Genomic DNA, 21808 nt, shown 5'->3' with positions numbered 1-21808 from the left:
GTTCCATCCGGGCTCTCCCGCGAGGGTCAGCCCACCGCCAGCATGACCTCGACCACGGTGTCGAGCACCGCATCCACCTGTGCCTCGTTGTAGCCCCCGCGCTGCATGCGGAAGGCGACCGAGCGCACCTGCTCGACGGTGACGGAGTCCCCCGACTCGAGGAAGCGCGACACCTTGTCGGCGACGAGATCGACCTCGTCGCGCCGGTATCCGTAGCGCAGCGCAGACACCCGATCGAATCGCTGTCCGCGCGGCCGCGCCAACCGGTCGAGCACCGCCTGGGCGGCCTCCCGCGTCTGTCCGACCCAGGCGCGCGCCCCCGCCTGCGCGACGGCGGCGTCTCGCTCGCGCGCGGCGAAGGCATCTTCGATCCGTCCGAGCGCGGCATCCACCGAGGCGATCACGTAGCCGTGACGAACGAGCGGGAAGGCGACCTGCCGCACATCCATCGCGGTGAGGGGCTCGCCGCCGACCTCGAACGCATCGCGCGCGCGCGACAGAAAGTCGTCGACGGCCCGCTTCTGATAGCCCTTCTCGCGCCCGTGTGTCTCCGGGAAGGCCGCCTTGGGCGATGTCTGTGCAGTCGTCATTGTGCCACCAGGGGGGTGAAGAGGTAGTAGAGGGCGAGCGCCGCCGCGGTGGAAGGCAGGATCGAGTCGAGCCGGTCGAGCACTCCCCCGTGTCCCGGCAGCCACGAGCTCATGTCCTTGATGCCGAGGTCGCGCTTGATCATCGATTCTCCCAGATCGCCGGCGGTCGCCGTGCCCAGGATCACGATGCCGATGACCACACCCATCCACCAGTCCAGCCCGAGCATGAAGATGCCCAGGAGCACGCCGGCGAGCACCGCTGCGGCGAACGCCCCCGCGAAGCCCTCCCAGGTCTTCTTGGGACTGATGCGGGGAGCCATCGGATGCCGTCCGAACGACAGCCCTGCGGCGTACGCTCCGGTGTCGGCCGCGACGACGACGCCGATGAACGCGAGCACCCACCATTCGCCGCCGTCCTGCGCGAGCAGCACGACGCACAGGCTCCCGAAGAACGGCACATAGAGCTGGACGAAGCCGCCGATGAGCACGTCGCCGAGGACGGCTCCGTACGTGCGGCCGTCGTGCGAGGCCATCTGGACCAGCAGCCGCCAGACCACGACCACCGCCACTGCGACGAACACGACGACCCAATGCAGCCAGAGCTCGAAGAAGAAGCCCGAGAGGACGACGATCCCGCCGGCGACCAGCTGCGGGATCAGATCGACCTTGCGGCCGGCGGCGACGAGCGCCCTCGAGAACTCGAACACGCCGAGCAGCACCGCCGCCAGCGCGAACACCAGGAAGAGCTCCTTGACGAAGATCAGCGAGCTGAGAAGCAGCGCGCCTGCGGCCACGCCGATGAGGATCGCGAGGATGAGATCGCGACCCGTGCGCTGCTTGATCCGCTCGTTCGCCTCCTCGAACTCGGCCCGCGCGTGCGCGACCTGGTTCTCGAACTCCGAGCGCGCTGCTCGGATGTGGGACTGGATGACCGGTCCGGAGTCCTCCGACACCGGAAGGGACGGTCGGACGGGCACCTCCGGTGCGACGAGGAGCGCCTCGCCCGACTCTTCGGGCGCGTCGATCTCGGAGTCGTTCTCTCGGCGAGCCTGCGCCTCACGGCGCGTCAGCGGAACGTCGGGGAGGGACTCGTCTCCCCCCGGCGTTTCACCGGATGCGTCGGCCATCGAGACCTCAGACCTCGAGAAGCTCGGCCTCTTTGCGCTTGAGTGCCTCGTCGATCGCATCGACGTGCGCGCGCGTGAGGGCGTCGAGCTCCTTCTCGGCACGAGCAAGCTCGTCCTCGCCGATCTCGCTCTTCAGGGAGTCGAGGTCGTCCTTGGACTTGCGCCGGATGCCGCGCAGGTGCACCTTGTGGTCTTCGCCCTTGGAGCGGACGAGCTTGACGTACTCCTTGCGGCGCTCCTCGGTGAGCTCGGGCATGGTGACGCGCACGAGGTTGCCGTCGTTGGTCGGATTGACGCCCAGGTTCGGGATGTCGCGGATCGCCTGCTCGATGGCCTTCAGCGCCGACTTGTCGTAGGGCGTGATGATGAGCGACCGGGCCTCAGGGCTGTTGATCGACGCGAGCTGCGCGAGCGGCGTCGGAGTTCCGTAGTAGTCCACGAGGACCTTCTGGAACAGCTGAGGGTTGGCACGCCCGGTGCGAACCGTCGCGAAGTCCTCCTTCGCAGCCTCGACGGCGCGGTCCATGCGCGCTCCGGCATCGGCCAAGACGTCCGCGATCACTGTGTCTCCTTCATCGGGGTGGGGCCTGATCAGTCTACTCAGCGGTGGCATTCACGCCGTGACCAGCGTGCCGATCGATTCGCCGAGCAGCGCCCGGGTGACGTTGCCGGCCGGCTCCATGCCGAACACGCGCATGTCCATCTTGTTGTCCATGCAGAGGCTGAACGCGGTCGAGTCGACGACCTTGAGACCGCGCTGGAGCGCGTCGAGGTAGGTGATCCGATCGATCTTGGTGGCCGAGGCATCCTTCTTCGGATCAGCGGTGTAGACGCCGTCGACGCCGTTCTTCGCAACGAGCACCTCCTGCGCGTCGATCTCCAGCGCGCGCTGCGCGGCGACCGTGTCGGTGGAGAAGTACGGCAGTCCGGCGCCGGCGCCGAAGATCACGACGCGGCCCTTCTCCATGTGGCGCTCCGCACGGCGCGGAATGTACGGCTCGGCGACCTGCGTCATCGAGATGGCGGACTGCACGCGCGTCGCGGCGCCGGCCTGCTCGAGGAAGTCCTGCAGCGCAAGGGCGTTCATCACGGTGCCGAGCATGCCCATGTAGTCCGCACGGCCGCGGTCCATGCCGCGCTGGCTGAGCTCCGCACCGCGGAAGAAGTTGCCGCCGCCGACGACCACGGCGATCTCGACGCGATCGACGGCCTCGGCGATCTCGCGGGCCATCTGGCTGACGACGTCGGGGTTGACGCCGAGCTGGCCTCCGCCGAACGCCTCGCCCGACAGCTTCAGGAGGACGCGGCGGCGCCCGGTGGTCTCATTGATCACGACGATCCTCTCGTTGGGGACAAACTACCGAAGGGCATGAGAAAAGGCCCGCACCGGAATCCGATGCGGGCCTTCTCGAGGTGCTACGCGCCGACCTTGAAGCGGGCGAAGCCCGTCAGGGTCAGACCTGCGTCCTTGGCGACCTGCGCCACGGACAGCTTGTTGTCCTTGGCGTAGTCCTGGTCGAGCAGGGAGACCTGCTTGAAGAACGCGTTGACGCGGCCTTCGACGATCTTCGGCAGCGCGGCCTCGGGCTTGCCCTCGTTGCGGGAGATCTCGGTGACGATCTCGCGCTCCTTGTCGACATCGGCCTCGGGGACCTCGTCGCGCGACAGGTAGGACGGGTTCGCGAACGAGATGTGCTGAGCGAGGCTGCGAGCGGTCTCGGCGTCGTCGCCCGAGTAGGCGAGCACCACGCCGACCTGCGGGGGCAGGTCCTTGCTGGTCTTGTGCAGGTAGATCTCGAAGTGGTCGCCCGACAGGGTGCGCACGCGGCGCAGTTCGACCTTCTCGCCGATGATGGCGGCCTCGTCGTCGATCAGCTGGGCGACGGTCTGCGAGCCGGCGGTCGCCGCGAGGGCGGCCTCGACCGAGTCTGCGGCCACGGCTGCGGCGGCATCGGCGACCTTGTCGGCCAGAGCGATGAAGCGGTCGTTCTTCGCGACGAAGTCGGTCTCGCAGGCGAGCTCGATCAGCGTGACCTTGCCGTCCTGCTCGCGTGCGGCGACGAGGCCCTCGCTGGTGGAACGGTCGGCGCGCTTGGCGTTGCCCTTCGCGCCCTTGAGGCGGAGGATCTCGACGGCCTTCTCGACGTCGCCGTCGGCCTCTTCGAGCGCCTTCTTCGTGTCGACCATGCCCGTGCCGAGCTGGTCGCGCAGCGCCTTGATGTCGGCGATCGTGAAGTTTGCCATGGGTGGCGGCTCCTTGATTGTGGTGAGTTCAGGGGGATGCCTCGGCGGGATCGTCCTGGGCGCGGGGCTCAGTCCGATCCCGCCGAGGCGGAGTTCATGCGGCGTCGCCGATTACTTGTCGGCGGCCTCGGTGTCGGCCTCGACGACGTCGACCTCGACGACCTCGACCTCGACGCCATCGGCGGTCTCGGTCACGACCTCGGTCACATCGACCTCGACGACCTCGACACCCTCGGCGGCCTCAGCCTCGACGACGGCCTCGACGACCGCCTCGGCGACCTCTTCGGCTGCGCCCTGCTCGAGCAGCTCGCGCTCCCAGTCGGCGAGGGGCTCGGCATCGGCCGACTCGTCGGTGGGCTGGTGACGCTGGATGAGGCCCTCGGCCGCGGCGTCGGCGATGATGCGCGTGAGCAGGCTCACGGAGCGGATCGCGTCGTCGTTGCCGGGGATCGGGTACTGGAACTCGTCCGGGTCGGCGTTCGTGTCGAGGATGCCGATGACCGGGATGCCGAGCTTCGTGGCCTCATCGACCGCGAGGTGCTCGCGCTTGGCGTCGATGACCCAGATCGCCGACGGCGTCTTCTGCAGGTTGCGGATACCGCCGAGCGACTTGTGCAGCTTGTCGAGCTCGCGCTTCTTGATCAGCAGTTCCTTCTTGGTGAAGCCGCTGTTCGCCGGGGTCTCGTAATCGAGCTCCTCGAGCTCCTTCATGCGCGCGAGGCGCTTGGAGATCGTCTGGAAGTTGGTGAGGAGGCCACCGAGCCAGCGCTGGTTGACGTAGGGCTGGCCGACGCGGGTCGCCTGCTCGGCGACGATCTCCTGCGCCTGCTTCTTGGTGCCGACGAAGAGGATGGTGCCGCCGTGGGCGACCGTCTCCTTGACGAACTCGTACGCCTTGTCGATGTACGTCAGCGACTGCTGCAGGTCGATGATGTGGATGCCCGAGCGCTCGGTGAGGATGAAGCGCTTGACTTTCGGGTTCCACCGGCGGGTCTGGTGCCCGAAGTGCACGCCGCTGTCGAGCAGCTGGCGAATGGTGACGACGGCCATGGCCGTTCTCCTGTTCTGGCGCTCACGCGCCTCTTGCGGTTGTGTTCGCGCCGGCGAGGGCCGGCGAGCCTGGTGCCCGGCACACGCCCGCTCACAGATGCTCTGTGAGACCGTTGGGAGTGGATGCCGCATCGCGGGGTCCTTCGGACCGCTGCGGTGCTGTGGGCACGCGGAGTCACCCCGACGAGCGGGGTGCGGATCCAGTGTACCAGCAGCGCCTTCTCCCCCGCGCTGCGGTCGCAGACGCCATCCACCGCTGCGACTCGTCGGGAATCGGATCACGGGTTCGGGTGGGACTGTCGCTCCATGACCCGTCCGTCCCGCTCCGACCGTCCATCCCTCCGTCGCCGACGGCGTGCAATCGCCGGTGTCGTCGCCGGGCTCCTGATCGCCGGCATCGGCGACGCCACCGGTGCGGCGCACGGCGCCCCCGGCGCCCCTCCGCCATCCGAGTCCCGACCTGTCGGCCGGGGGTGGGCATGGCCGCTCACCGCTTTCCGGCTCGAGGCGCCGTTCGTCGCGCCGGCCCATCGGTACGGACCCGGCCACCGCGGTGTCGACCTGCGGCCCTCCGAGGGAGCGGCGGTGCGATCGCCCGCGGCCGGCTCCGTGGCCTTCGCCGGTCCGGTGGCGGGACGCGGCATCCTGACCATCGATCACGGCGGCGGGCTCGTCACGACGCTGGAGCCCGTCGAGACCGCTCTTGTGGCGGGCGCAGAGGTGTCGTCGGGCGATGTCGTCGGGACGACGTCGGCGGGCGGCCATGCCGCCCCTGGTGCCCTGCACTTCGGCGTGCGACTGCACGGGGAGTACATCAACCCGATGCTGCTGCTCGGAGGCGTGCCTCGCGCGGTACTGCTCCCCTGCTGCTGAGCGCCGGCGTCAGGCGCGAGGGTGCGCGAGCCGGTACGTCGCGGTCAGCCGCTCGCTCGAGACGTGGGTGTAGATCTGCGTGGTCCCGAGGCTCGCGTGTCCGAGCATCTCCTGCACGGCACGGAGATCCGCTCCGCCGTCGAGCAGATGCGTCGCTGCCGAATGGCGCAGCGCGTGGGGGCCGACGGCGGCACCGAGCTCGGGCCCGAGGACGCGTGCGACCACGTCGTAGACCGCGCGTGGGCCGAGTCGCGCGCCGCGCGCGCCGAGGAACACCGCCGACGTATCTCCGGTGTGCGACGGGTCCGGCCGCCGCGCAAGCAGCACCGGCCGTCCTCGCACGAGGTAGGCATCGAGTGCTCGCGCGGCGGCGCCGCCGAACGGCACCACGCGCTCCTTCGCCCCCTTGCCGAAGACACGGGCGGTGCGGCGGCTCTGGTCGATGTCGCCCACATCGAGCCCGCAGAGCTCGGAGACGCGCACTGCCGCGCCGTAGAGGAGCTCGAGCAGGGCGTGATCGCGGAGTGCAAGCGGATCGCCATCGACGGCGGCAGCGCCCAGGGCGTCCAGCATCCCGGCCAGGGCGTCTGTCGTCGCGACCTTGGGCAGAGTCCGTCCGCGTTTCGGTGCGACCAGGCGGAGGCTCGGGTCTGCGGCGATCACGCCCTCGTCGACCGCCCACGCGAAGAAGCCGCGCGCCGACGACGTGCGTCGCGCGATCGTCGAGCGGGCGTCCCCTCGCTGCGTCGCCCGCCACAGCCACTCGCGCAGGAGCTCGAGGTCGATCAGAGAGAGGTCGACGTCGCCGGCGGTCGCTGACAGGTCGGCGAGATCCGAACGGTACGCCCGCACCGTGGCGGACGACATCCGTCGCACTTCGGCCAGGTGCGCGAGGTACGCCTGCGCCGCCTGTCCGATCCTCATGCGCCCAGCTTGCCGCGTCGCGGTCCGCTCCGCAGGACGGCACACCGTCCGGCACGGGCGCGGCGTGACGCCTCAGCCGCTGAGCACCATGCGCCAGCCGGAAGGCCCTCGGGTGACCGCCCCTTCGAGGTGGAGCAGACCGAGGATGGCCTCGACGTCGTCCGCGGCCATCCCCGCGCGCCGTGCCACGTCGCCCGCGTCGCGCCAGGCGCGGGGGCTCAGCGCGTCGCGGACGCGCGTCGTGTCGTCGGTGCGCGCCCGTCCGTCGGCGGACGGCACCGCACCATCACCGGCACCGAGCCCGAGCATCTCCCGGATGTCGGCGGCGCTCGTGATGCAGAGCGCGTCGTACTCGCGCAGCAGCCGGTGTGTTCCGGCCGACGCCGCCGAGGTGATCGGACCCGGCACGGCGCCGAGCCCGCGCGATAGGGCGGCCGCGTGCCCGGCGGTGTTGAGGGAGCCGCTGCGCCACCCGGCTTCGACGACGACGGTGGCGTCGGCGAGGGCGGCGATCAGCCTGTTGCGCTGCAGGAACCTCCATTTCGTGGGCGTCGAGCCGCACGGAACCTCGCTCACCACCGCGCCGGAGCCGGCGATGCGCTCGATGAGGTCGGTGTGACCGGCCGGGTAGGCACGGTCGACGCCGCCCGCGAGCAGCGCGACCGTGAGACCGCCGACGGCGAGCACGGCGCGGTGCGCGGCGCCGTCGACACCGTATGCACCGCCCGACACCACCGGGATGCCGCTCGCCGCGAGGTCTGCGGCGAGCTCGAGGGCGACGTGGTCGCCATAGGAGGTCGCGGCGCGTGCGCCCACGATCGCCACCGACGGTGCCAGCCTCGTCAGGTGCGAGGGGTCGCCCCGCACCCAGAGGCAGATCGGCGCGTGCGCCCCGAGGTCGTCGAGCTGTGCGGGCCACTCGGCATCGCCTCTCGCCACAAGCACTGCTCGGGCCTTCGCCGCTCCGCGCAGCCCATCGGTCACGGCGTCGGCCGAGAGCCGAGGCATCCATCTCCTTCGTGCCGCGGAGAACTCTCCCCCGCCGACCACGCCTCCGGCGTCGCCCGCCAGGACCGCCCGCAGCGCGCCCGTCGCGCCCCGCTCGGCGACGAGGCGACCGGCGACGGAGTCGCCCGGTTCGACGAGGTGGCACCAGACGACGGTGGCGTACCGCTCCACGGCCACAGCGTCGGAGGCTTCTGGGGCGAGCAGGTCACCCAGGGCGCGGCGGGCAGTCGACGGCGAGAGGTCGAAGACGGTCACAGGGCGAGTCCTTTCTTCAGGTACAGCGCACGACCGATGTGGTCGATGTCGAGCTGCGGGCTCTCGTCGAGATCTGCGAGCGACCACGCGACCCGCAGCACGCGGTCGTACCCGCGCAGCGTCAGAGCGCCGCGATGGAGAGCGGCGTCGAGCGGACGGCGGACGACCGCCGTCGGGGCGCGCGGTCCTTCACGCAGCCACGCCCCCGGCACTTCGGCGTTGAGGCGCCAGTGGGTGCCTGCAAGGCGCCGCGCCGTGCGCTCCCGCGCTTCGACCACCCGCCGCCGCGCGACCTCCGAGGTGATGGCGGGCCGCCCTGTCTCACGCTGCGCGACCGACACCCGAGCGAGTGTCAGTTCGATGTCGATACGGTCGAGAAGCGGCCCGGACAGGCGGCCGAGGTACCGGCGGATCGCCGCCGGCGGGCACGTGCACGTGCCGCCGCGGATGCCGTAGTCGCCGCACGGGCAGGGATTGGTCGCGAGCACGAGCTGGAACCGCGCAGGGAACTCCGCGCTCGCACCCGACCGGTGGATGGTGATCGACCCGTTCTCGAGCGGCTGACGCAGCGCGTCGAGAGCGCTCGCCTGGAACTCTCCCGCCTCGTCGAGGAAGAGGATGCCCTCGCTCGCGCGGGCGATGGCTCCGGGGCGCACCGTGCGGGACCCGCCGCCCACGAGGGCCGCCACGCTCGCGCTGTGATGCGGCGCCTCGAACGGCGGAGTGCGCGACAGTTCGACCACGCGCGCGCCGGAGAGGCTGCGGATGGACGCGCTCGTGAGCGCGGCGCGGTCGTCGAGCTGAGGCAGGATTCCCGGCAGGCGCCGGGCGAGCATCGTCTTGCCCGCCCCCGGAGGTCCGCACATCAGAAGGTGGTGGCCGCCCGCCGCCGCCACGACGAGCGCCTCCACGGCCTCGCGCTGCCCGATGATCTCGGCGAGGTCGAGGCGATCCTGCACGGGGGGCTCGTCGTCGGGCTGCGCGACCGGATCGTCGTCGGGCACGGTCACGTCAGCTCCGTGCCATGCCGCCACCTGAGCGAGGTTCACCGCCGCGACCACCTCCACCCCGTCGACGAGCTCCGCCTCGGCTCGGTTCGCCCACGGCACGACCACCACGCGGTGGCCCGCTCGCGCTGCGGCGACGACGGCGGGGAGCACACCGGGTATCGGCCGCAGGCGACCGTCGAGCCCCAGCTCGCCCAGGTGCACGGTCGCGGCGACGGACGCGGCATCCATCGGCAGTTCTGTCGCGAGCGATGCGATCGCGATCGCGAGGTCGAAGCCCGAGCCCTGCTTCGGCAGGCTGGCCGGCGACAGATTGACCGTGAGCCGACGCCGCGGAAGCGCGATCCCGCTGTTCGCGCACGCGTTGTGCACGCGCTGCACGGCCTCGGCGAGGGCTTTGTCGGGGAGGCCGATGATCTTGAACTCCGGCGTCTGGTTCGACAGATCCGCCTCGACCTCGACGCGCTCCCCCTCCGCCCCGACGAGCGCGATCGCCCACGTGCGCGCGACGCTCACGGGACCTCGAGGTCGACGAGGTGCTCGAGACGCGCGGTCCGCGGATCGGCGCCCGTCAGGCCGATCGCGTCGATGCGCAGGCGTCGGCCCTGCACCGCGTCGCGATTCTCGGCCGTCCATGCCGCGGCGAGTCGCCAGAGGCGCGCGCGCTTGCGGGCGTCGATCGCCTCGAACGGGTGACCGAATCCCTCACCGCGCCGGGTCTTGACCTCCACCACGACGACGTGGCGGCCACGACAGACGATGAGATCGATCTCGCCGGTGCGGCAGCGCCAATTGCGCGCGAGCACGGCATACCCCTGATCCTCGAAGTACCGTGCCGCCCGGTCTTCACCCGCCCGTCCGAGCGCATCCTTCTGTGCCATGAAGGGATCGTGACGCGGCCGGCCGGCTGCGAGCGGGAGGGCCGAGGCATCCGTTCACAGCCGTTCGTGCCGCCTCGCTGGGGAGGAGGGGCGACCGCGGGGCACGCGAAGGCGCTCAGGTGTCGAGCGAGAGCTCCTCGGGGAGGTGGAAGTCGCGGCGCTGCAGCTCTTCGACGTTGACGTCCTTGAAGGTCAGCACGCGGACGGCCTTCACGAAGCGATCGGCGCGGTAGATGTCCCACACCCAGACGTCCGCCATCGAGATCTCGAAGTAGAAGTCGTGCTCGGTGTCCTTCCGCACGACGTTCACCTCGTTCGCGAGGTAGAACCGTCGTTCGGTCTCGATCACGTACTGGAACTGAGAGACGACGTCGCGGTACTCGCGGTACAGCGCGAGCTCCAGCTCACGGTCGTAGTCTTCGAAGACTTCGTCATCCATGGTGAGTCCATCCTATGGGCGTGACGGGATGCCGCGACCCACGTGCGTCGACGATCGCCCGTCATCAGAAGAGCGTCGGCGATTCGGCGATCGACCAGGATGCACGGTGGTGCGCGCTGATCCCGTGCTCGCGGATCGCATCACGATGGTCGGGACTCGCGTAGCCCTTGTTGCGCGCCCAGTTGTAGGCGGGGAGCTCGTCGTGCAGCTCGGTCATGAGCGCATCGCGCGCCACCTTGGCGATGACGGATGCCGCGGCCGCCGACGCGCAGTCGCGGTCGGCCTTGATCACCGGCGTGATCCGCAGCCCCGTGCCGCCCGCCGGAGTGATGTAGTCGTAGTTCCCGTCGAGGAGGACGATCGCATCCTCGGGCACCACGCCGTGCGCACGGAGGTCGGCGAGGGCGCGGATCGCGGCCAGCCCGAGCGCGCGCATGATGCCGATCTCGTCTATCTCGGCCGAGCTCGCCCAGCCGACCGCGCTCGCAGACACCCATGCGGCTGCCCGCGCCGCCACATCGGCGCGGCGGAGCTCGGGCACGAGCTTCGAGTCGCGCAGCCCCTGGGGGATGTGCTTGCGCGAGCGGGGCGCGTCGATCACGGCGGCGCCGACGGCCACGGGTCCGGCCAGTGCGCCGCGGCCCACCTCGTCGCACGCGATGACGAGCGCGTGCTCCCGCAGGAGCCGTCGCTCGAGCGTCAGGCGCGGCTCCGCCACCGTCATGGCGCGGGCTCCTCCGGGAGGTCGGGAACGCCCGCGAAGTCGTCGTGATGGAAGTCGAGGAGCCCGAATCGGTCGAGCGGCCAGGTGACGAGGAACGCGCGGCCGACGACGTTCTCGACCGGGACGAATCCCTCGCCGGGCTGGTCCTGGTTGTAGCGCGAGTCCTTCGACTGGTACCGGTTGTCGCCGAGCACCCAGAGGCTGTCCTCCGGCACGATCACGTCGAACGGATCGCCGGACGCCGCGGACTCCCCCGTCGGAACGACGATGTAGTCGGTCTCGTCGATCGGCACGCCGTTGACGGTGATCTGACCGAGCGCGTTGCAGCACACCACATGGTCGCCGGGGAGCCCGATGATGCGCTTGACGAGGTGGTCGTCGCTGTCGGGCGCCGACAGGCCGACGAGCGCCAGAGCCCAGTCGATCGCCTCGATCACCGGCGGCCGGGCCGGCTCGGTGCTCGGGGGCAGCCATCCGCCGGGATCCTGGAACACGACGATGTCACCGCGGTCGTAGCCGCCGAACCGGGGCGTGATCTCGTCCACGAGGATCCGGTCGTCGATGTGCAGCGTCTCCTTCATCGACCCCGAGGGGATGTAGAACGACCGCACCAGGAACGTCTTGACCAGGAACGACACGAGGACCGCGATCAGGATGATCACGACGACGTCGCGGAGGAACGTCAGCCACCCGCGCCTGCGGCGATGGATGGTCGCATCGCCGCCGGAACCGGAAGAGGGGGCCGGCTCGGCCGGGGCCGTCTTCTCGGAGGTCATGCGGATCCTTCACCGGCACACCGCGGATCGGAGAGCCTCTTCACAAGGTTCCCACATTCCGGAGCACGCGACGTGCCGCGGACGAGAGTTCGCGGGACGTTTCCAGGGACTCTCCGGGAACGACGAAGCCCCGGCCGAGATCGGACCGGGGCTTCGTGACGGAGAACTCAGTTCTCGCGCTTCTCCTTGATCTTGGCCTTCTTGCCACGGAGGTTGCGCAGGTAGTAGAGCTTCGCGCGACGGACGTCACCGCGGGTGACGACCTCGATGTGGTCGATCACCGGGCTGTGCACCGGGAAGGTGCGCTCGACGCCCACCTGGAAGCTGATCTTGCGGACCGTGAAGGTCTCGCGGACGCTGTCGCCCTGGCGGCCGATGACGACGCCCTGGAAGACCTGGATACGCGAGCGGTTGCCCTCGGTGATGTTCACGTGCACCTTCACGGTGTCGCCGGGACCGAAGGCGGGGATGTCGGAGCGCAGCGATGCTGCGTCGACGGAGTCGAGGATCTGCATGATCGTTTCTCTCTGCGGCCGCCACAGGTCGACCGCGGGAAGTGATGGAAAGGATGTCGTGTGCCCGAGGCCGACGGCGGGAAGCCGCATGGCTGATTCCCCTGAGGCAGAACCTGGTCAGGGCACAAAGATCCATTCTGCCATGGATGCCGCGCCCGGCCAAAACGGGTCAGGGCGCGGTGGGGCCCTGCTTCTCGCTCACGATGATGACCTCCTGCACGGAAGCCTCCGTGCGCTCCTGCATCGGCGGGAGGTACGCGACGCCGTCGACGGTGTGCATGACCATGCGGGAGGGCTTCGCCTCGCTCCACAGCTGCCACAGCTCGAGCCAGAACAGTCCGACGCCGACCAGGACGGTGACGACCATCACAGGCGCCCACCACGCCTGGTCGAAGAACCCGAGCGAGATGACCAGGAGGTGCCACACGGTGAAGCCGAGGACGTCCCACCACGACACTGCGCGATGGGCGCGCACGGTGCCTCGAGCGCGCACGAGCAGCGTCAGCAGCAGCTGCCAGAGGAAGACGCCCGGGATCGCGAGGAACAGCACCCAGAGGAACGCCCAGCCCCCGGCGTTGAACACGGCCCACCCCACGAGAAGCCACAGCGGCAGGACGAATGCGGCGGGAATCATCCAGCCGAAGAATCCACGACGAAGCCACATGCTGTGAATCGTACGCCCGTCCACGACCGAGCGGCACGCCTCGTGCGCGTCGCGGAGCATCCTCCCAGCCCCGCGCCCTCCCGTCAGACACAATGGAGGGGACGAAAGGGAGACGGATGATCGAGTTGCGCACACCCGCCGAGATCGAGGCGATGAAGCCCGCAGGGCGATTCGTCGCAGAGACATTGGCGACGCTGCGCGACGAGACCAAGGTCGGAACGAACCTCCTCTCGATCGATCGCCGCGCGCACGAGCTCATCCGACGAGCCGGGGCAGAGTCCTGCTACATCGACTACCACCCGTCGTTCGGCGCAAGCCCGTTCGGGAAGGTGATCTGCACGTCGGTCAACGACGCGGTGCTCCACGGACTCCCCTTCGACTATGCGCTGCGCGACGGCGACCTGGTGTCGCTCGACTTCGCGGTCTCGGTCGACGGCTGGGTCGCCGACTCCGCGGTCTCGTTCGTCGTGGGCACCGCCCGCGACGAGGACCTCGCACTGATCGACACGACGGAGCGGGCTCTGGAGGCCGCGATCCAGGCGGCGATCGTGCAGAACCGCATCGGCGACATCTCCGCCGCGATCGCGGCCGTCGCGCACGGCGACGGCTACTCGATCAACACCGACTTCGGCGGCCACGGGGTCGGCCGCATCATGCACGGCGACCCTCACGTGCCCAACGACGGGAAGGCCGGGCGAGGCTACCCGCTGCGCGCGGGCCTGGTCGTCGCGCTCGAGCCGTGGTTCCTCCTGACCACCGACGAGCTGGTCACCGACCCCGACGGCTGGACCCTCCGCTCCGCCGACGGCTCGCGTGGCGCACACGCCGAGCACACCGTCGCGATCACCGAGGACGGCCCGATCGTGCTGACCGACCGCTCCTGGCTCGGAGTCGCCTGACTCACGTCCGCAGCTCCGCCGAAGGAGCGTGCGACGGCGTCCGCGACCCGGCGAGGGCAGCGAGCGAGGCCGCGACCGAGTGGTCCACCTCGTCCTCGGCGTCTGCGTGCTCGCGCAGCACCACGAGCGTCTTCGCCTCGAGGCGGAGGGTGGCGCCGGGCCGGAGCAGATCGGCGTCGGCCCACTCCCCCGCGGTGTCGATCACGACGTCCCAATCCGGGCTGTACTCGACCACCGGGATGTGGAAGTCGATGATGTCGTCACCCGCGTTGAAGAGCACGATGAAGTGCCGATCCCGGATCTGCTCTCCGCGGCGATCGCGCTCGCGGATGCCTCCCCCGTTGAGGAACACCCCGACGGCTCGACCGAACCCCGAGTCCCAGTCCTCCGGCTGCATGAGGCTGCCGTCCGGACGCAGCCACGCGATGTCCTGCACCGGCGCGCCTGCGGGGCGCGCGACCGGGCGGCCCTCGAAGAACCGGCGACGACGGAATGTCGGGTGGTCCCGCCGCAGCCGCGCGAGCGCGGCAGTGAACTCCAGGAGCGGCCGGTCCACGGCATCCCAATCCACCCACGTCGTCTCGTTGTCCTGCGCATAGCCGTTGTTGTTGCCGCCCTGGGTGCGGCCGAGCTCGTCGCCGTGCAGGAGCATCGGCACGCCCTGCGACAGCAGCAGGGTCGCGATGAAGTTGCGCTGCTGCCGGGCCCGGAGGGTGAGCACCGCCGGGTCGTCGGTCGGCCCCTCGACGCCGAAGTTGTCGGACCGGTTGTCGTCTGCGCCGTCGCGGCCGTCCTCACCGTTGGCCTCGTTGTGCTTGTCGTTGTAGGACACGAGGTCGCGCAGCGTGAAGCCGTCGTGCGCGGTGACGAAGTTGACGGATGCCACCGGCCGGCGTCCCGAGTGCTCGTAGAGGTCTGCGGACCCGGTCAGTCGTGACGCGAACTCGCCGAGAGCCTGCGGCTCTCCGCGCCAGAAGTCGCGGACGGTGTCGCGGTACTTCCCGTTCCACTCCGTCCACTGCGGCGGGAAGTTGCCGACCTGATATCCGCCCGGACCGACGTCCCAGGGCTCGGCGATGAGCTTCACCTGGGAGACCACCGGATCCTGCTGGACGAGCTCGAAGAACGCCGCCAGCCGGTCGACGTCGTAGAACTCCCGTGCGAGGGCGGCGGCGAGGTCGAAGCGGAATCCGTCGACGTGCATCTCGAGCACCCAGTACCGCAGCGAGTCCATGATGAGCTGCAGCGCGTGGGGGTTGCGGACGTTCAGGCTGTTCCCGGTGCCGGTGTAGTCGGTGTAGAAGCGCTTGTCGTCGTCTTCGAGGTGGTAATAGGCGGCGTTGTCTATGCCCCGCATCGAGAGCGTCGGGCCCAGGTGGTTGCCCTCCGCCGTGTGGTTGTAGACGACGTCGAGGATGACTTCGATGCCGGCCGCGTGGAGCGCGCGCACCATGGCCTTGAACTCCTGCACCTGCTGTCCGCGCTCGCCGGTGGCGGCGTAGGCGTTGTGCGGCGCGAAGAACGAGATCGTGTTGTAGCCCCAGTAGTTGGAGAGCCCCTTGTCCTGGAGCACGGAATCGTCGACGAACTGGTGCACCGGCATGAGCTCGATGGCGGTGACTCCGAGCTTGGTGAGGTGCTCGATGATCGCCGGGTGCGCCAGTGCGCTATACGTCCCTCGCATCTCGTCCGGGATCGCCGGATGCCGCTGGGTGAGACCGCGCACGTGCGCCTCATAGATGAGCGACTCGGAGTACGGGATGCGCGGTCGGCGGTCGCCGGCCCAATCGAAGAAGGGGTTCACCACGACCCCCTTCATCATCGCGCTCGCCGAGTCGTCGTCGTTGCGCGAGTCCGGATCGCCGAAGTCGTAGCCGTACACGGACTGACCCCACTCCATCGCACCCGAAACCGCCTTCGCGTACGGATCGAGGAGGAGCTTGCTCGGATTGAAGCGGTGGCCGCTCGCGGGATCGTACGGCCCGTGGACACGGTAACCGTAGCGCTGCCCGGGCTGGATGTTCGGCACGTACGCGTGCCATACGTAGGCGTCGACCTCGCCCAGCTCCAGGCGGGTCTCGGCGCCGCGGTCGCCGAACAGGCAGAGCTCCACGCGCTCGGCGCCCTCGCTGAACAGCGCGAAGTTGGTGCCGCTCCCGTCGAAGGTCGCTCCGAGCGGATAGGCCGATCCCGGCCAGGTGTGCAGGGGCATGTCCGCATCGTAGCGACCGGAGGTGTCGGCATCCGGGATCTCACATCGCCGCCTCGTGCGGTGTGAGCGAAACGTTCGCTCGGGGTAACCGATCGCGGGCGCGGGGCGAAACACCGCACTCCTAACGTGGCGGGCACCGAGAGAGATCTTCCGCCGAGCAGGAGACGTCATGACCGAGGAAGCACCCCGCACCACCGCCCACGGGCACGCGGCGAGCGTCAAGAGCCGGAAACATGGCGCTGACTCGCCCGCAACATCGCCCGCGTACCGTGACCGCATGAGCTCCACCGCCGCCCCCGGCACGCACGTCGTCGTGGTGGGCGCCGGCATGGTCGCGCACCGCTTCGTCGAAAGCCTGCTCAGCCGCGCGGACGACTCCTGGCGGATCACGCTCATCGGCGAGGAGGGCCGCCACCCCTACGATCGCGTCGGTCTGACCGGGTTCTTCGGCACATCGACGCCCGACGACCTCACACTCGAGCGGTCCGTCCTCGACGACGACCGCGTGCGCTTCGTCCCGGGCGACGCCGTCGCGCGCATCGACCGTTCCGCCCGGCGCGCCACCACCCGCAGCGGGCTCAGCGTGGCATACGACCACCTCGTGCTCGCGACCGGCTCGTACGCCGCACGCCTGTCGGTGGACGGCTTCGGACTGGAGGGATGCTTCGTCTACCGCACGCTCGACGACGTCGAGAAGCTGCGGGCCTTCGTCGACAGGCGCTCGCGCGAGCTCGGTCGCCCGCTCACCGGCACGGTGATCGGCGGCGGGCTGCTCGGCCTCGAGGCGGCGGGCGCGCTCCAGGGCCTCGACGTGTCGTGCACGGTCGTGCAGTCCTCCGACCGGCTCATGTCGGCCCAGCTCGATCTCCCGGGCGGCAACGCGCTGCGCCGGCTGATCGAGTCGCGCGGCATCCGTGTGGTCACGGGCACGAGCACGACGCGCCTCGACCCCGATCGCAGCGGCCAGGTGACCGGGCTCGAGTACCGCGACGGGAGCTACGAGCGCACCGACGTCGTGGTCTTCACTGTGGGGGTCCGTCCGCGCGACGAGCTCGCCCGCGGCGCGGAGCTCGCCGTCCACGAGCGCGGCGGCGTCCTGATCGACGCCGGGTGCGCGACGTCCGACCCCCGGATCCTCGCCATCGGCGAGGTCGCGAACTTCGACGGCCTGTGCGTGGGGCTCGTGGCCCCCGGCTATGCGATGGCCGAGGTCGCCGCGACGCGCCTGCTCGGAGGCGAGGCCGCGTTCCCCGGATACGACCTGTCGACGAAGCTGAAGCTGTCAGGAGTGGACGTCGCGAGCTTCGGCGATGCCTTCGCCACGACGCCGGGCGCACTCGACGTCGTCTACGCCGACCCCGTCGCGGGCGTCTACAAGAAGCTCGTGCTGTCCGACGACGCCAAGACGCTGCTCGGCGGCATCCTCGTCGGCGACGCGTCGGCCTACGGCTCACTGCGGCCGCTCGTCGGCGGCGCCCTCGGCGGCGACCCCGCTGCGTACCTCATGCCGGAGGGCGGCGTCGCCGCACCCTCGGGCGATCTCCCCGACGAGGCCCTGGTCTGCTCCTGCAACAGCGTGACCGCCGGCGCGATCCGCCACGCGGTCCACGAGGAGGGCTGCACGGACGTCGCGGCGATCAAGTCCTGCACCAAGGCCGGGGCGGCGTGCGGCTCGTGCGTGATGATGGTCAAGAAGATCGTCGGCACCGAGCTCGCCAAGTCCGGCGCGTCGCTCAGCAACGCGCTGTGCGAGCACTTCGACATGTCGCGCCGCCAGCTCTTCGACGCGGTGCGCGTCTCGGGCCTCACGACGTTCAGCGCCGTCATCGAGCGCTTCGGCACCGGGCGCGGCTGCGACATCTGCAAGCCCGCCCTCGCGAGCATCCTGTCGACCCTCGTCGGCAGGCACGTGCTCGACGGTGAGAACGCGACGCTGCAGGACACCAACGACCACGTGATGGCGAACCTGCAGAAGGACGGAAGCTACTCGGTCGTCCCCCGGATCCCGGGCGGCGAGATCACCCCCGAGGGCCTCGTCGTGATCGGCCGGGTCGCTCAGGACTTCGGGCTCTACACGAAGATCACCGGCGGCCAGCGCATCGACCTGTTCGGCGCGCGCCTCGAGCAGCTCCCGGAGATCTGGAAGCGCCTCGTCGAGGCGGGCTTCGAGTCCGGTCACGCGTACGGCAAGTCGCTGCGCACCGTGAAGTCGTGCGTCGGGTCCACATGGTGCCGGTACGGCGTGCAGGACTCGGTCGGCATGGCGGTGCAGCTCGAGCTCCGCTATCGCGGTCTGCGCTCGCCCCACAAGCTCAAGCTGGGCGTGTCCGGCTGCGCCCGGGAGTGCGCCGAGGCGCGGGGCAAGGACGTCGGCGTGATCGCCACCGAGGCCGGCTGGAACATGTACGTCGGCGGGAACGGCGGATTCACTCCCCGCCATGCCGTGCTGTTCGCCGAGGGCCTCAGCGACGATGAGCTGCTGACCGCGATCGACCGCTTCCTGATGTACTACATCTTCACGGCCGACCGCCTGCAGCGGACCGCTCCCTGGTTCGAGGACCTCGAAGGGGGCATCGACGCGCTCCGCGCGGTCGTCTTCGACGACAGCCTCGGGATCTGCGCCGACCTCGACGCGGCCATGGCCACGCACATCGGGTCGTACGAGGACGAGTGGAAGGCCACCCTCGACGACCCGGAGAAGCTGCGGCGGTTCGCGTCGTTCGTCAACGCCCCGACGACCCCCGACCCCTCGCTCGCCTACACGGCCGAGCGCGGGCAGGGGCGACCCGCCACCGATGCCGAGCGCGAGAGCGGCGGCGTCCTCATCGCCGGAACGATCCTGGAGGTGCGCCGATGACCCTCGTCGACCCGCAGACCGCCGACACCGCCGAGGTGCCCGACGGCTGGGTGCGCGTCTGCGCCGTGAGCGACCTCGAGGTCGAGCGCGGACGTGCCGCGCTCCTCGGGGGCACGCAGATCGCCCTGTTCCTCCTGCACGGCGGTCGCGTGCACGCCGTCTCCAACTTCGACCCCTACAGCCGCGCCCACGTCATCTCGCGCGGCATCGTCGGCACGAAGCAGGATGCCCCGACCGTGGCCTCGCCGATGTACAAGCAGGTGTTCGACCTGCGCACCGGCTCATGCCTCGACACTCAGGGCAAGGAGCCCGCATCGCTCCACGTCTGGCCGGTCGCGGTCAGCGACGGACAGGTTCTCGTACGGTGGGAGGCGCAGTCGTGACCACCCTGCTCGGCGTCTCGCTCGCCGGTCGATCGGTCGTCATGGTCGGCGGCGGGGCGGTCACCGCCCGTCGCCTCGCGCGGTTCCTCGCTGACGGCGCCGACGTGACGATCGTCGCGCCCGAGCTGTCCGAAGAGGTGCGCGAGCTCGTCGACGCGCGCGGTCTCGCATGGATCGCCCGCCGCGTGCGCGCGAGCGACATCGCCGGCGCGTGGCTGGTGCACACCGCCACCGGCGACTCCCGGGTGGACGCCGACGTCGCTTCGGCCTGCGAGCGGCGGCGCGTGCTGTGCGTCAACGCCTCGGACGGCGCTCACGGCTCGGCCCGGCTCGCCGCCGAGACCCGGTCGGGCGACGTCGTCGTCGGTGTCGTCTCGGACGCGGGCGTCGATCCGGGTCGCGCTGCCCGGCTGCGGGATGCCGTCGCCTCGCTGCTGCGCGAGGGCACGCTGCCCCTGCGCCGGCGCCGCGCCACCGTGCGCGGGCGCGTGGACCTCGTGGGCGGCGGCCCCGGCCCCGCCGACCTGATGACCGTACGCGGTCGGCGCCTCCTCGCCGAGGCCGACGTCGTGGTCGCGGATCGGCTCGGTCCGACAGACGTGCTCTCCGAGCTCGACTCCGACGTCGAACTGATCGACGTGGGGAAGCGTCCCGGCCACCACCCCGTGCCGCAGGACGAGATCAACGACCTCCTCGTCGCGCACGCCCGTGCCGGCAAGCGCGTCGTCCGGCTCAAGGGCGGCGATCCGTTCGTGTACGGCCGCGGCGGCGAAGAGGTCGCCGCATGCCTCGCCGCCGGTGTGCCGGTCGAGGTCGTGCCCGGACTCACGAGCGTCGTGTCGGTGCCCCAGGCGGCCGGCATCCCCGTCACCCACCGCGGGGTCGCGGCATCCGTCCACGTCGTCAACGGGCAGGCGGAGACCGCGCCGTCGACGATCGCGGCTCTGGCCGACGACACCGTCACCACCGTCGTGCTCATGGGCGTCGCGGCGCTCCCCCGACTCGTCGGCGCCGCGCGCTCCGCAGGCGTGCCGGACGACCGGCCCGTCGCGATCATCGAGAGCGGCCACACCCCGCAGCAGCGCACGACCCGCACGACCCTCGCCCGCGCGGTCGACGACGCGGAGGCGGCAGGGGTGCGAAACCCGGCCGTCATCGTCGTGGGTGATGTCGCCCGCGCAGGGCTCCTCCTCCCCGACCGCCGACTGACGGGTGAAGCGATCCGGTGACAGATCCCTCCCGCCCCGTCCTCTCTGCCGCCCTCGACGGCTGCACGATCGTGATCGCCGTGGACCGGCGATCGCTCGAGCTCGCCGCCGCTCTCGAACGTCACGGCGCGGCCGTGCGCCACGCGCCCGCGCTGACGATCGTCCCCCACATCGACGACGACGCGCTCATCGCCGCCACGCACGAGCTCATCGCGCAGCCGCCCCAGATCGTCGTGGTGACGACGGGTGTAGGTTTCCGCGGCTGGATGGAGGCTGCCGACGAGGCGGGGCTCCTCGACGAGCTGAGCGCGGCGCTCGCGGGCGCCCAGATCGTCGCACGCGGTCCGAAGGCGCGCGGGGCCATCCAGCAGGCGGGGCTCACCGCGGACTGGGTGGCGGAGTCCGAGACGTCCGTCGAACTGGGCGAGTACCTGCTGGCCGAGGGGGTCACGGGCCGGCGCATCGCCGTCCAGCACCACGGGTCGGGCGCCGATGGGCTCGACGAGCTCTTCGAGGAGGCCGGCGCGGATGTCGTGAGCCTCACGGTCTACCGCTGGGGTCCGCCGCCGGATGCCGTGGCCGTCTGCCGCTCGGTGGCCGCCACGGCGCAGGGCGAGGTCGACGCCGTGCTGTTCACGTCGGCGCCCGGCGCAGCGGAATGGCTCGCCGCCGCAGCCCGAGAAGGCGTGCTCGACGACATCGTCGACCTCGCCGACTCCGGACGCGTCCTCATGGCCGCCGTCGGCCCGATCACAGCGGGCCCGCTCGTGGACGTCGGGATCACACCGCTCATCGCGGAGCGCGGCCGACTCGGCTCGCTCGTGCGCGCCGTGGTCACCCACTTCGGCGGCGGGCACGCGGCGTCGCTCCAGACCACGGCCGGACGACTCGAGCTGCGCAGCACCGGTGCCGTGCTCGACGGAGCCCATGTCCCGCTGTCGCGGACCGGTGTCGACATCCTCGCCGCCCTCTTCGAAGCGGCAGGCGGTGTCGTCTCACGTCAGCGGCTGCAGAACGCGCTGCCGCGTTCGGGCGAGAACACGCACGCCGTCGAGATGGCCGTCGCCCGCGTGCGCGAGGCGCTGGGCGTGACCGACCTCATCAAGACGGTCGTCAAACGCGGCTACCGGCTGAACGTCCTCGATCCCGCCGAGGCCTCCGCCTGACGGATG

General features: G+C 70.5%; 22 protein-coding genes. 6 read left to right on the top strand and 16 right to left on the bottom strand.

Going from position 1 to position 21808, the window contains the following annotated elements; all coding sequences use genetic code 11:
- Positions 1–26: 26 nt before the first annotated feature.
- The 6 genes from EER34_RS10695 to rpsB all read right to left on the bottom strand — a co-directional run bounded on the left by EER34_RS10695 (position 27) and on the right by rpsB (position 5011).
- On the bottom strand, positions 27–590 hold the full coding sequence (locus EER34_RS10695; RefSeq protein WP_127474680.1) for a DivIVA domain-containing protein: 564 nt from the start codon (positions 588–590) through the stop codon (positions 27–29).
- On the bottom strand, positions 587–1717 hold the full coding sequence (locus EER34_RS10690; RefSeq protein ID WP_127474678.1) for a phosphatidate cytidylyltransferase: 1131 nt from the start codon (positions 1715–1717) through the stop codon (positions 587–589). The genes EER34_RS10695 and EER34_RS10690 overlap by 4 nt, the downstream gene beginning before the upstream one ends.
- A gap of 7 nt (positions 1718–1724) precedes the next feature.
- A complete protein-coding gene (gene frr, locus EER34_RS10685; protein ID WP_127474676.1) occupies positions 1725–2279 on the bottom strand; it encodes a ribosome recycling factor in 555 nt (184 codons plus the stop codon).
- A gap of 51 nt (positions 2280–2330) precedes the next feature.
- Complete coding sequence (pyrH, locus tag EER34_RS10680; protein ID WP_127474674.1) at positions 2331–3050, bottom strand: UMP kinase; 720 nt, start codon at positions 3048–3050, stop codon at positions 2331–2333.
- 83 nt (positions 3051–3133) lie between these two features.
- On the bottom strand, positions 3134–3961 hold the full coding sequence (gene tsf, locus EER34_RS10675) for a translation elongation factor Ts (RefSeq protein ID WP_127474672.1): 828 nt from the start codon (positions 3959–3961) through the stop codon (positions 3134–3136).
- Between the two features lie 111 nt (positions 3962–4072).
- The gene (gene rpsB, locus EER34_RS10670; protein WP_240642279.1) at positions 4073–5011 is read right to left on the bottom strand and encodes a 30S ribosomal protein S2; all 939 of its coding nucleotides are present in this window, start codon (positions 5009–5011) and stop codon (positions 4073–4075) included.
- A gap of 306 nt (positions 5012–5317) precedes the next feature.
- Between rpsB and EER34_RS10665 the strand changes: the two genes are divergently transcribed.
- Positions 5318–5884, top strand: a complete 567-nt coding sequence (locus tag EER34_RS10665; RefSeq protein WP_127474670.1) for a murein hydrolase activator EnvC family protein — start codon at positions 5318–5320, stop codon at positions 5882–5884.
- A gap of 9 nt (positions 5885–5893) precedes the next feature.
- On the opposite strand, the gene EER34_RS10660 is transcribed toward EER34_RS10665, so the two are convergent.
- From EER34_RS10660 to EER34_RS10620, 9 genes are all read right to left on the bottom strand, one after another.
- Positions 5894–6808 (bottom strand): tyrosine recombinase XerC, encoded by a 915-nt coding sequence (locus tag EER34_RS10660; protein WP_127474668.1) that lies wholly within the window; start codon positions 6806–6808, stop codon positions 5894–5896.
- A 72-nt stretch (positions 6809–6880) separates the two neighbouring features.
- Positions 6881–8071, bottom strand: a complete 1191-nt coding sequence (gene dprA / locus EER34_RS10655) for a DNA-processing protein DprA (protein ID WP_127474666.1) — start codon at positions 8069–8071, stop codon at positions 6881–6883.
- Complete coding sequence (locus tag EER34_RS10650; RefSeq protein WP_127474664.1) at positions 8068–9594, bottom strand: YifB family Mg chelatase-like AAA ATPase; 1527 nt, start codon at positions 9592–9594, stop codon at positions 8068–8070. The genes dprA and EER34_RS10650 overlap by 4 nt, the downstream gene beginning before the upstream one ends.
- Positions 9591–9959: a YraN family protein gene (locus EER34_RS10645; protein ID WP_127474662.1), complete on the bottom strand. Its 369-nt coding sequence runs from the start codon at positions 9957–9959 to the stop codon at positions 9591–9593. The genes EER34_RS10650 and EER34_RS10645 overlap by 4 nt, the downstream gene beginning before the upstream one ends.
- Positions 9960–10074: 115 nt before the next feature.
- Complete coding sequence (locus EER34_RS10640; protein ID WP_127474660.1) at positions 10075–10398, bottom strand: DUF2469 family protein; 324 nt, start codon at positions 10396–10398, stop codon at positions 10075–10077.
- 64 nt (positions 10399–10462) lie between these two features.
- Complete coding sequence (locus tag EER34_RS10635) at positions 10463–11122, bottom strand: ribonuclease HII (RefSeq protein WP_127474658.1); 660 nt, start codon at positions 11120–11122, stop codon at positions 10463–10465.
- Complete coding sequence (lepB, locus tag EER34_RS10630) at positions 11119–11898, bottom strand: signal peptidase I (protein ID WP_127474656.1); 780 nt, start codon at positions 11896–11898, stop codon at positions 11119–11121. Before lepB ends, EER34_RS10635 begins: the two co-directional genes overlap by 4 nt.
- Before the next feature lie 167 nt (positions 11899–12065).
- Positions 12066–12413, bottom strand: coding sequence for a 50S ribosomal protein L19 (rplS, locus tag EER34_RS10625; protein WP_127474654.1), 348 nt, complete (start codon positions 12411–12413; stop codon positions 12066–12068).
- 169 nt (positions 12414–12582) lie between these two features.
- Positions 12583–13077 (bottom strand): MFS transporter permease, encoded by a 495-nt coding sequence (locus tag EER34_RS10620; protein WP_127474652.1) that lies wholly within the window; start codon positions 13075–13077, stop codon positions 12583–12585.
- Between the two features lie 116 nt (positions 13078–13193).
- On the opposite strand from EER34_RS10620, the gene map reads away from it, so the two are divergent.
- Complete coding sequence (gene map, locus EER34_RS10615) at positions 13194–13976, top strand: type I methionyl aminopeptidase (protein ID WP_127474650.1); 783 nt, start codon at positions 13194–13196, stop codon at positions 13974–13976.
- 1 nt (position 13977) lies between these two features.
- On the opposite strand, the gene glgX is transcribed toward map, so the two are convergent.
- Positions 13978–16182 (bottom strand): glycogen debranching protein GlgX, encoded by a 2205-nt coding sequence (glgX, locus tag EER34_RS10610; protein ID WP_127475621.1) that lies wholly within the window; start codon positions 16180–16182, stop codon positions 13978–13980.
- A 283-nt stretch (positions 16183–16465) separates the two neighbouring features.
- Here glgX and nirB point away from each other — a divergent pair, with 283 nt between their 5' ends.
- The 4 genes from nirB to EER34_RS10590 are packed head-to-tail and all read left to right on the top strand — an operon-like array spanning position 16466 to position 21802.
- Positions 16466–19045: a nitrite reductase large subunit NirB gene (gene nirB, locus EER34_RS10605; protein WP_127474648.1), complete on the top strand. Its 2580-nt coding sequence runs from the start codon at positions 16466–16468 to the stop codon at positions 19043–19045.
- Entirely contained in the window at positions 19042–19428 is a 387-nt protein-coding gene (gene nirD, locus EER34_RS10600) for a nitrite reductase small subunit NirD (protein ID WP_127474646.1), read from the top strand. The genes nirB and nirD overlap by 4 nt, the downstream gene beginning before the upstream one ends.
- Positions 19425–20657 carry a uroporphyrinogen-III C-methyltransferase gene (gene cobA, locus EER34_RS10595; RefSeq protein WP_127474644.1) on the top strand — a complete coding sequence of 411 codons (1233 nt, stop codon included), beginning with the start codon at positions 19425–19427 and terminating at the stop codon, positions 20655–20657. Before nirD ends, cobA begins: the two co-directional genes overlap by 4 nt.
- Complete coding sequence (locus EER34_RS10590; protein ID WP_127474642.1) at positions 20654–21802, top strand: uroporphyrinogen-III synthase; 1149 nt, start codon at positions 20654–20656, stop codon at positions 21800–21802. Before cobA ends, EER34_RS10590 begins: the two co-directional genes overlap by 4 nt.
- Positions 21803–21808: the final 6 nt, after the last annotated feature.

Source organism: Microbacterium sulfonylureivorans (assembly GCF_003999995.1).
Taxonomy (GTDB): domain Bacteria; phylum Actinomycetota; class Actinomycetes; order Actinomycetales; family Microbacteriaceae; genus Microbacterium; species Microbacterium sulfonylureivorans.
The sequence above is the reverse complement of the archived record's forward strand: the minus strand, read 5'-3'. Positions and strand labels throughout refer to the sequence as shown.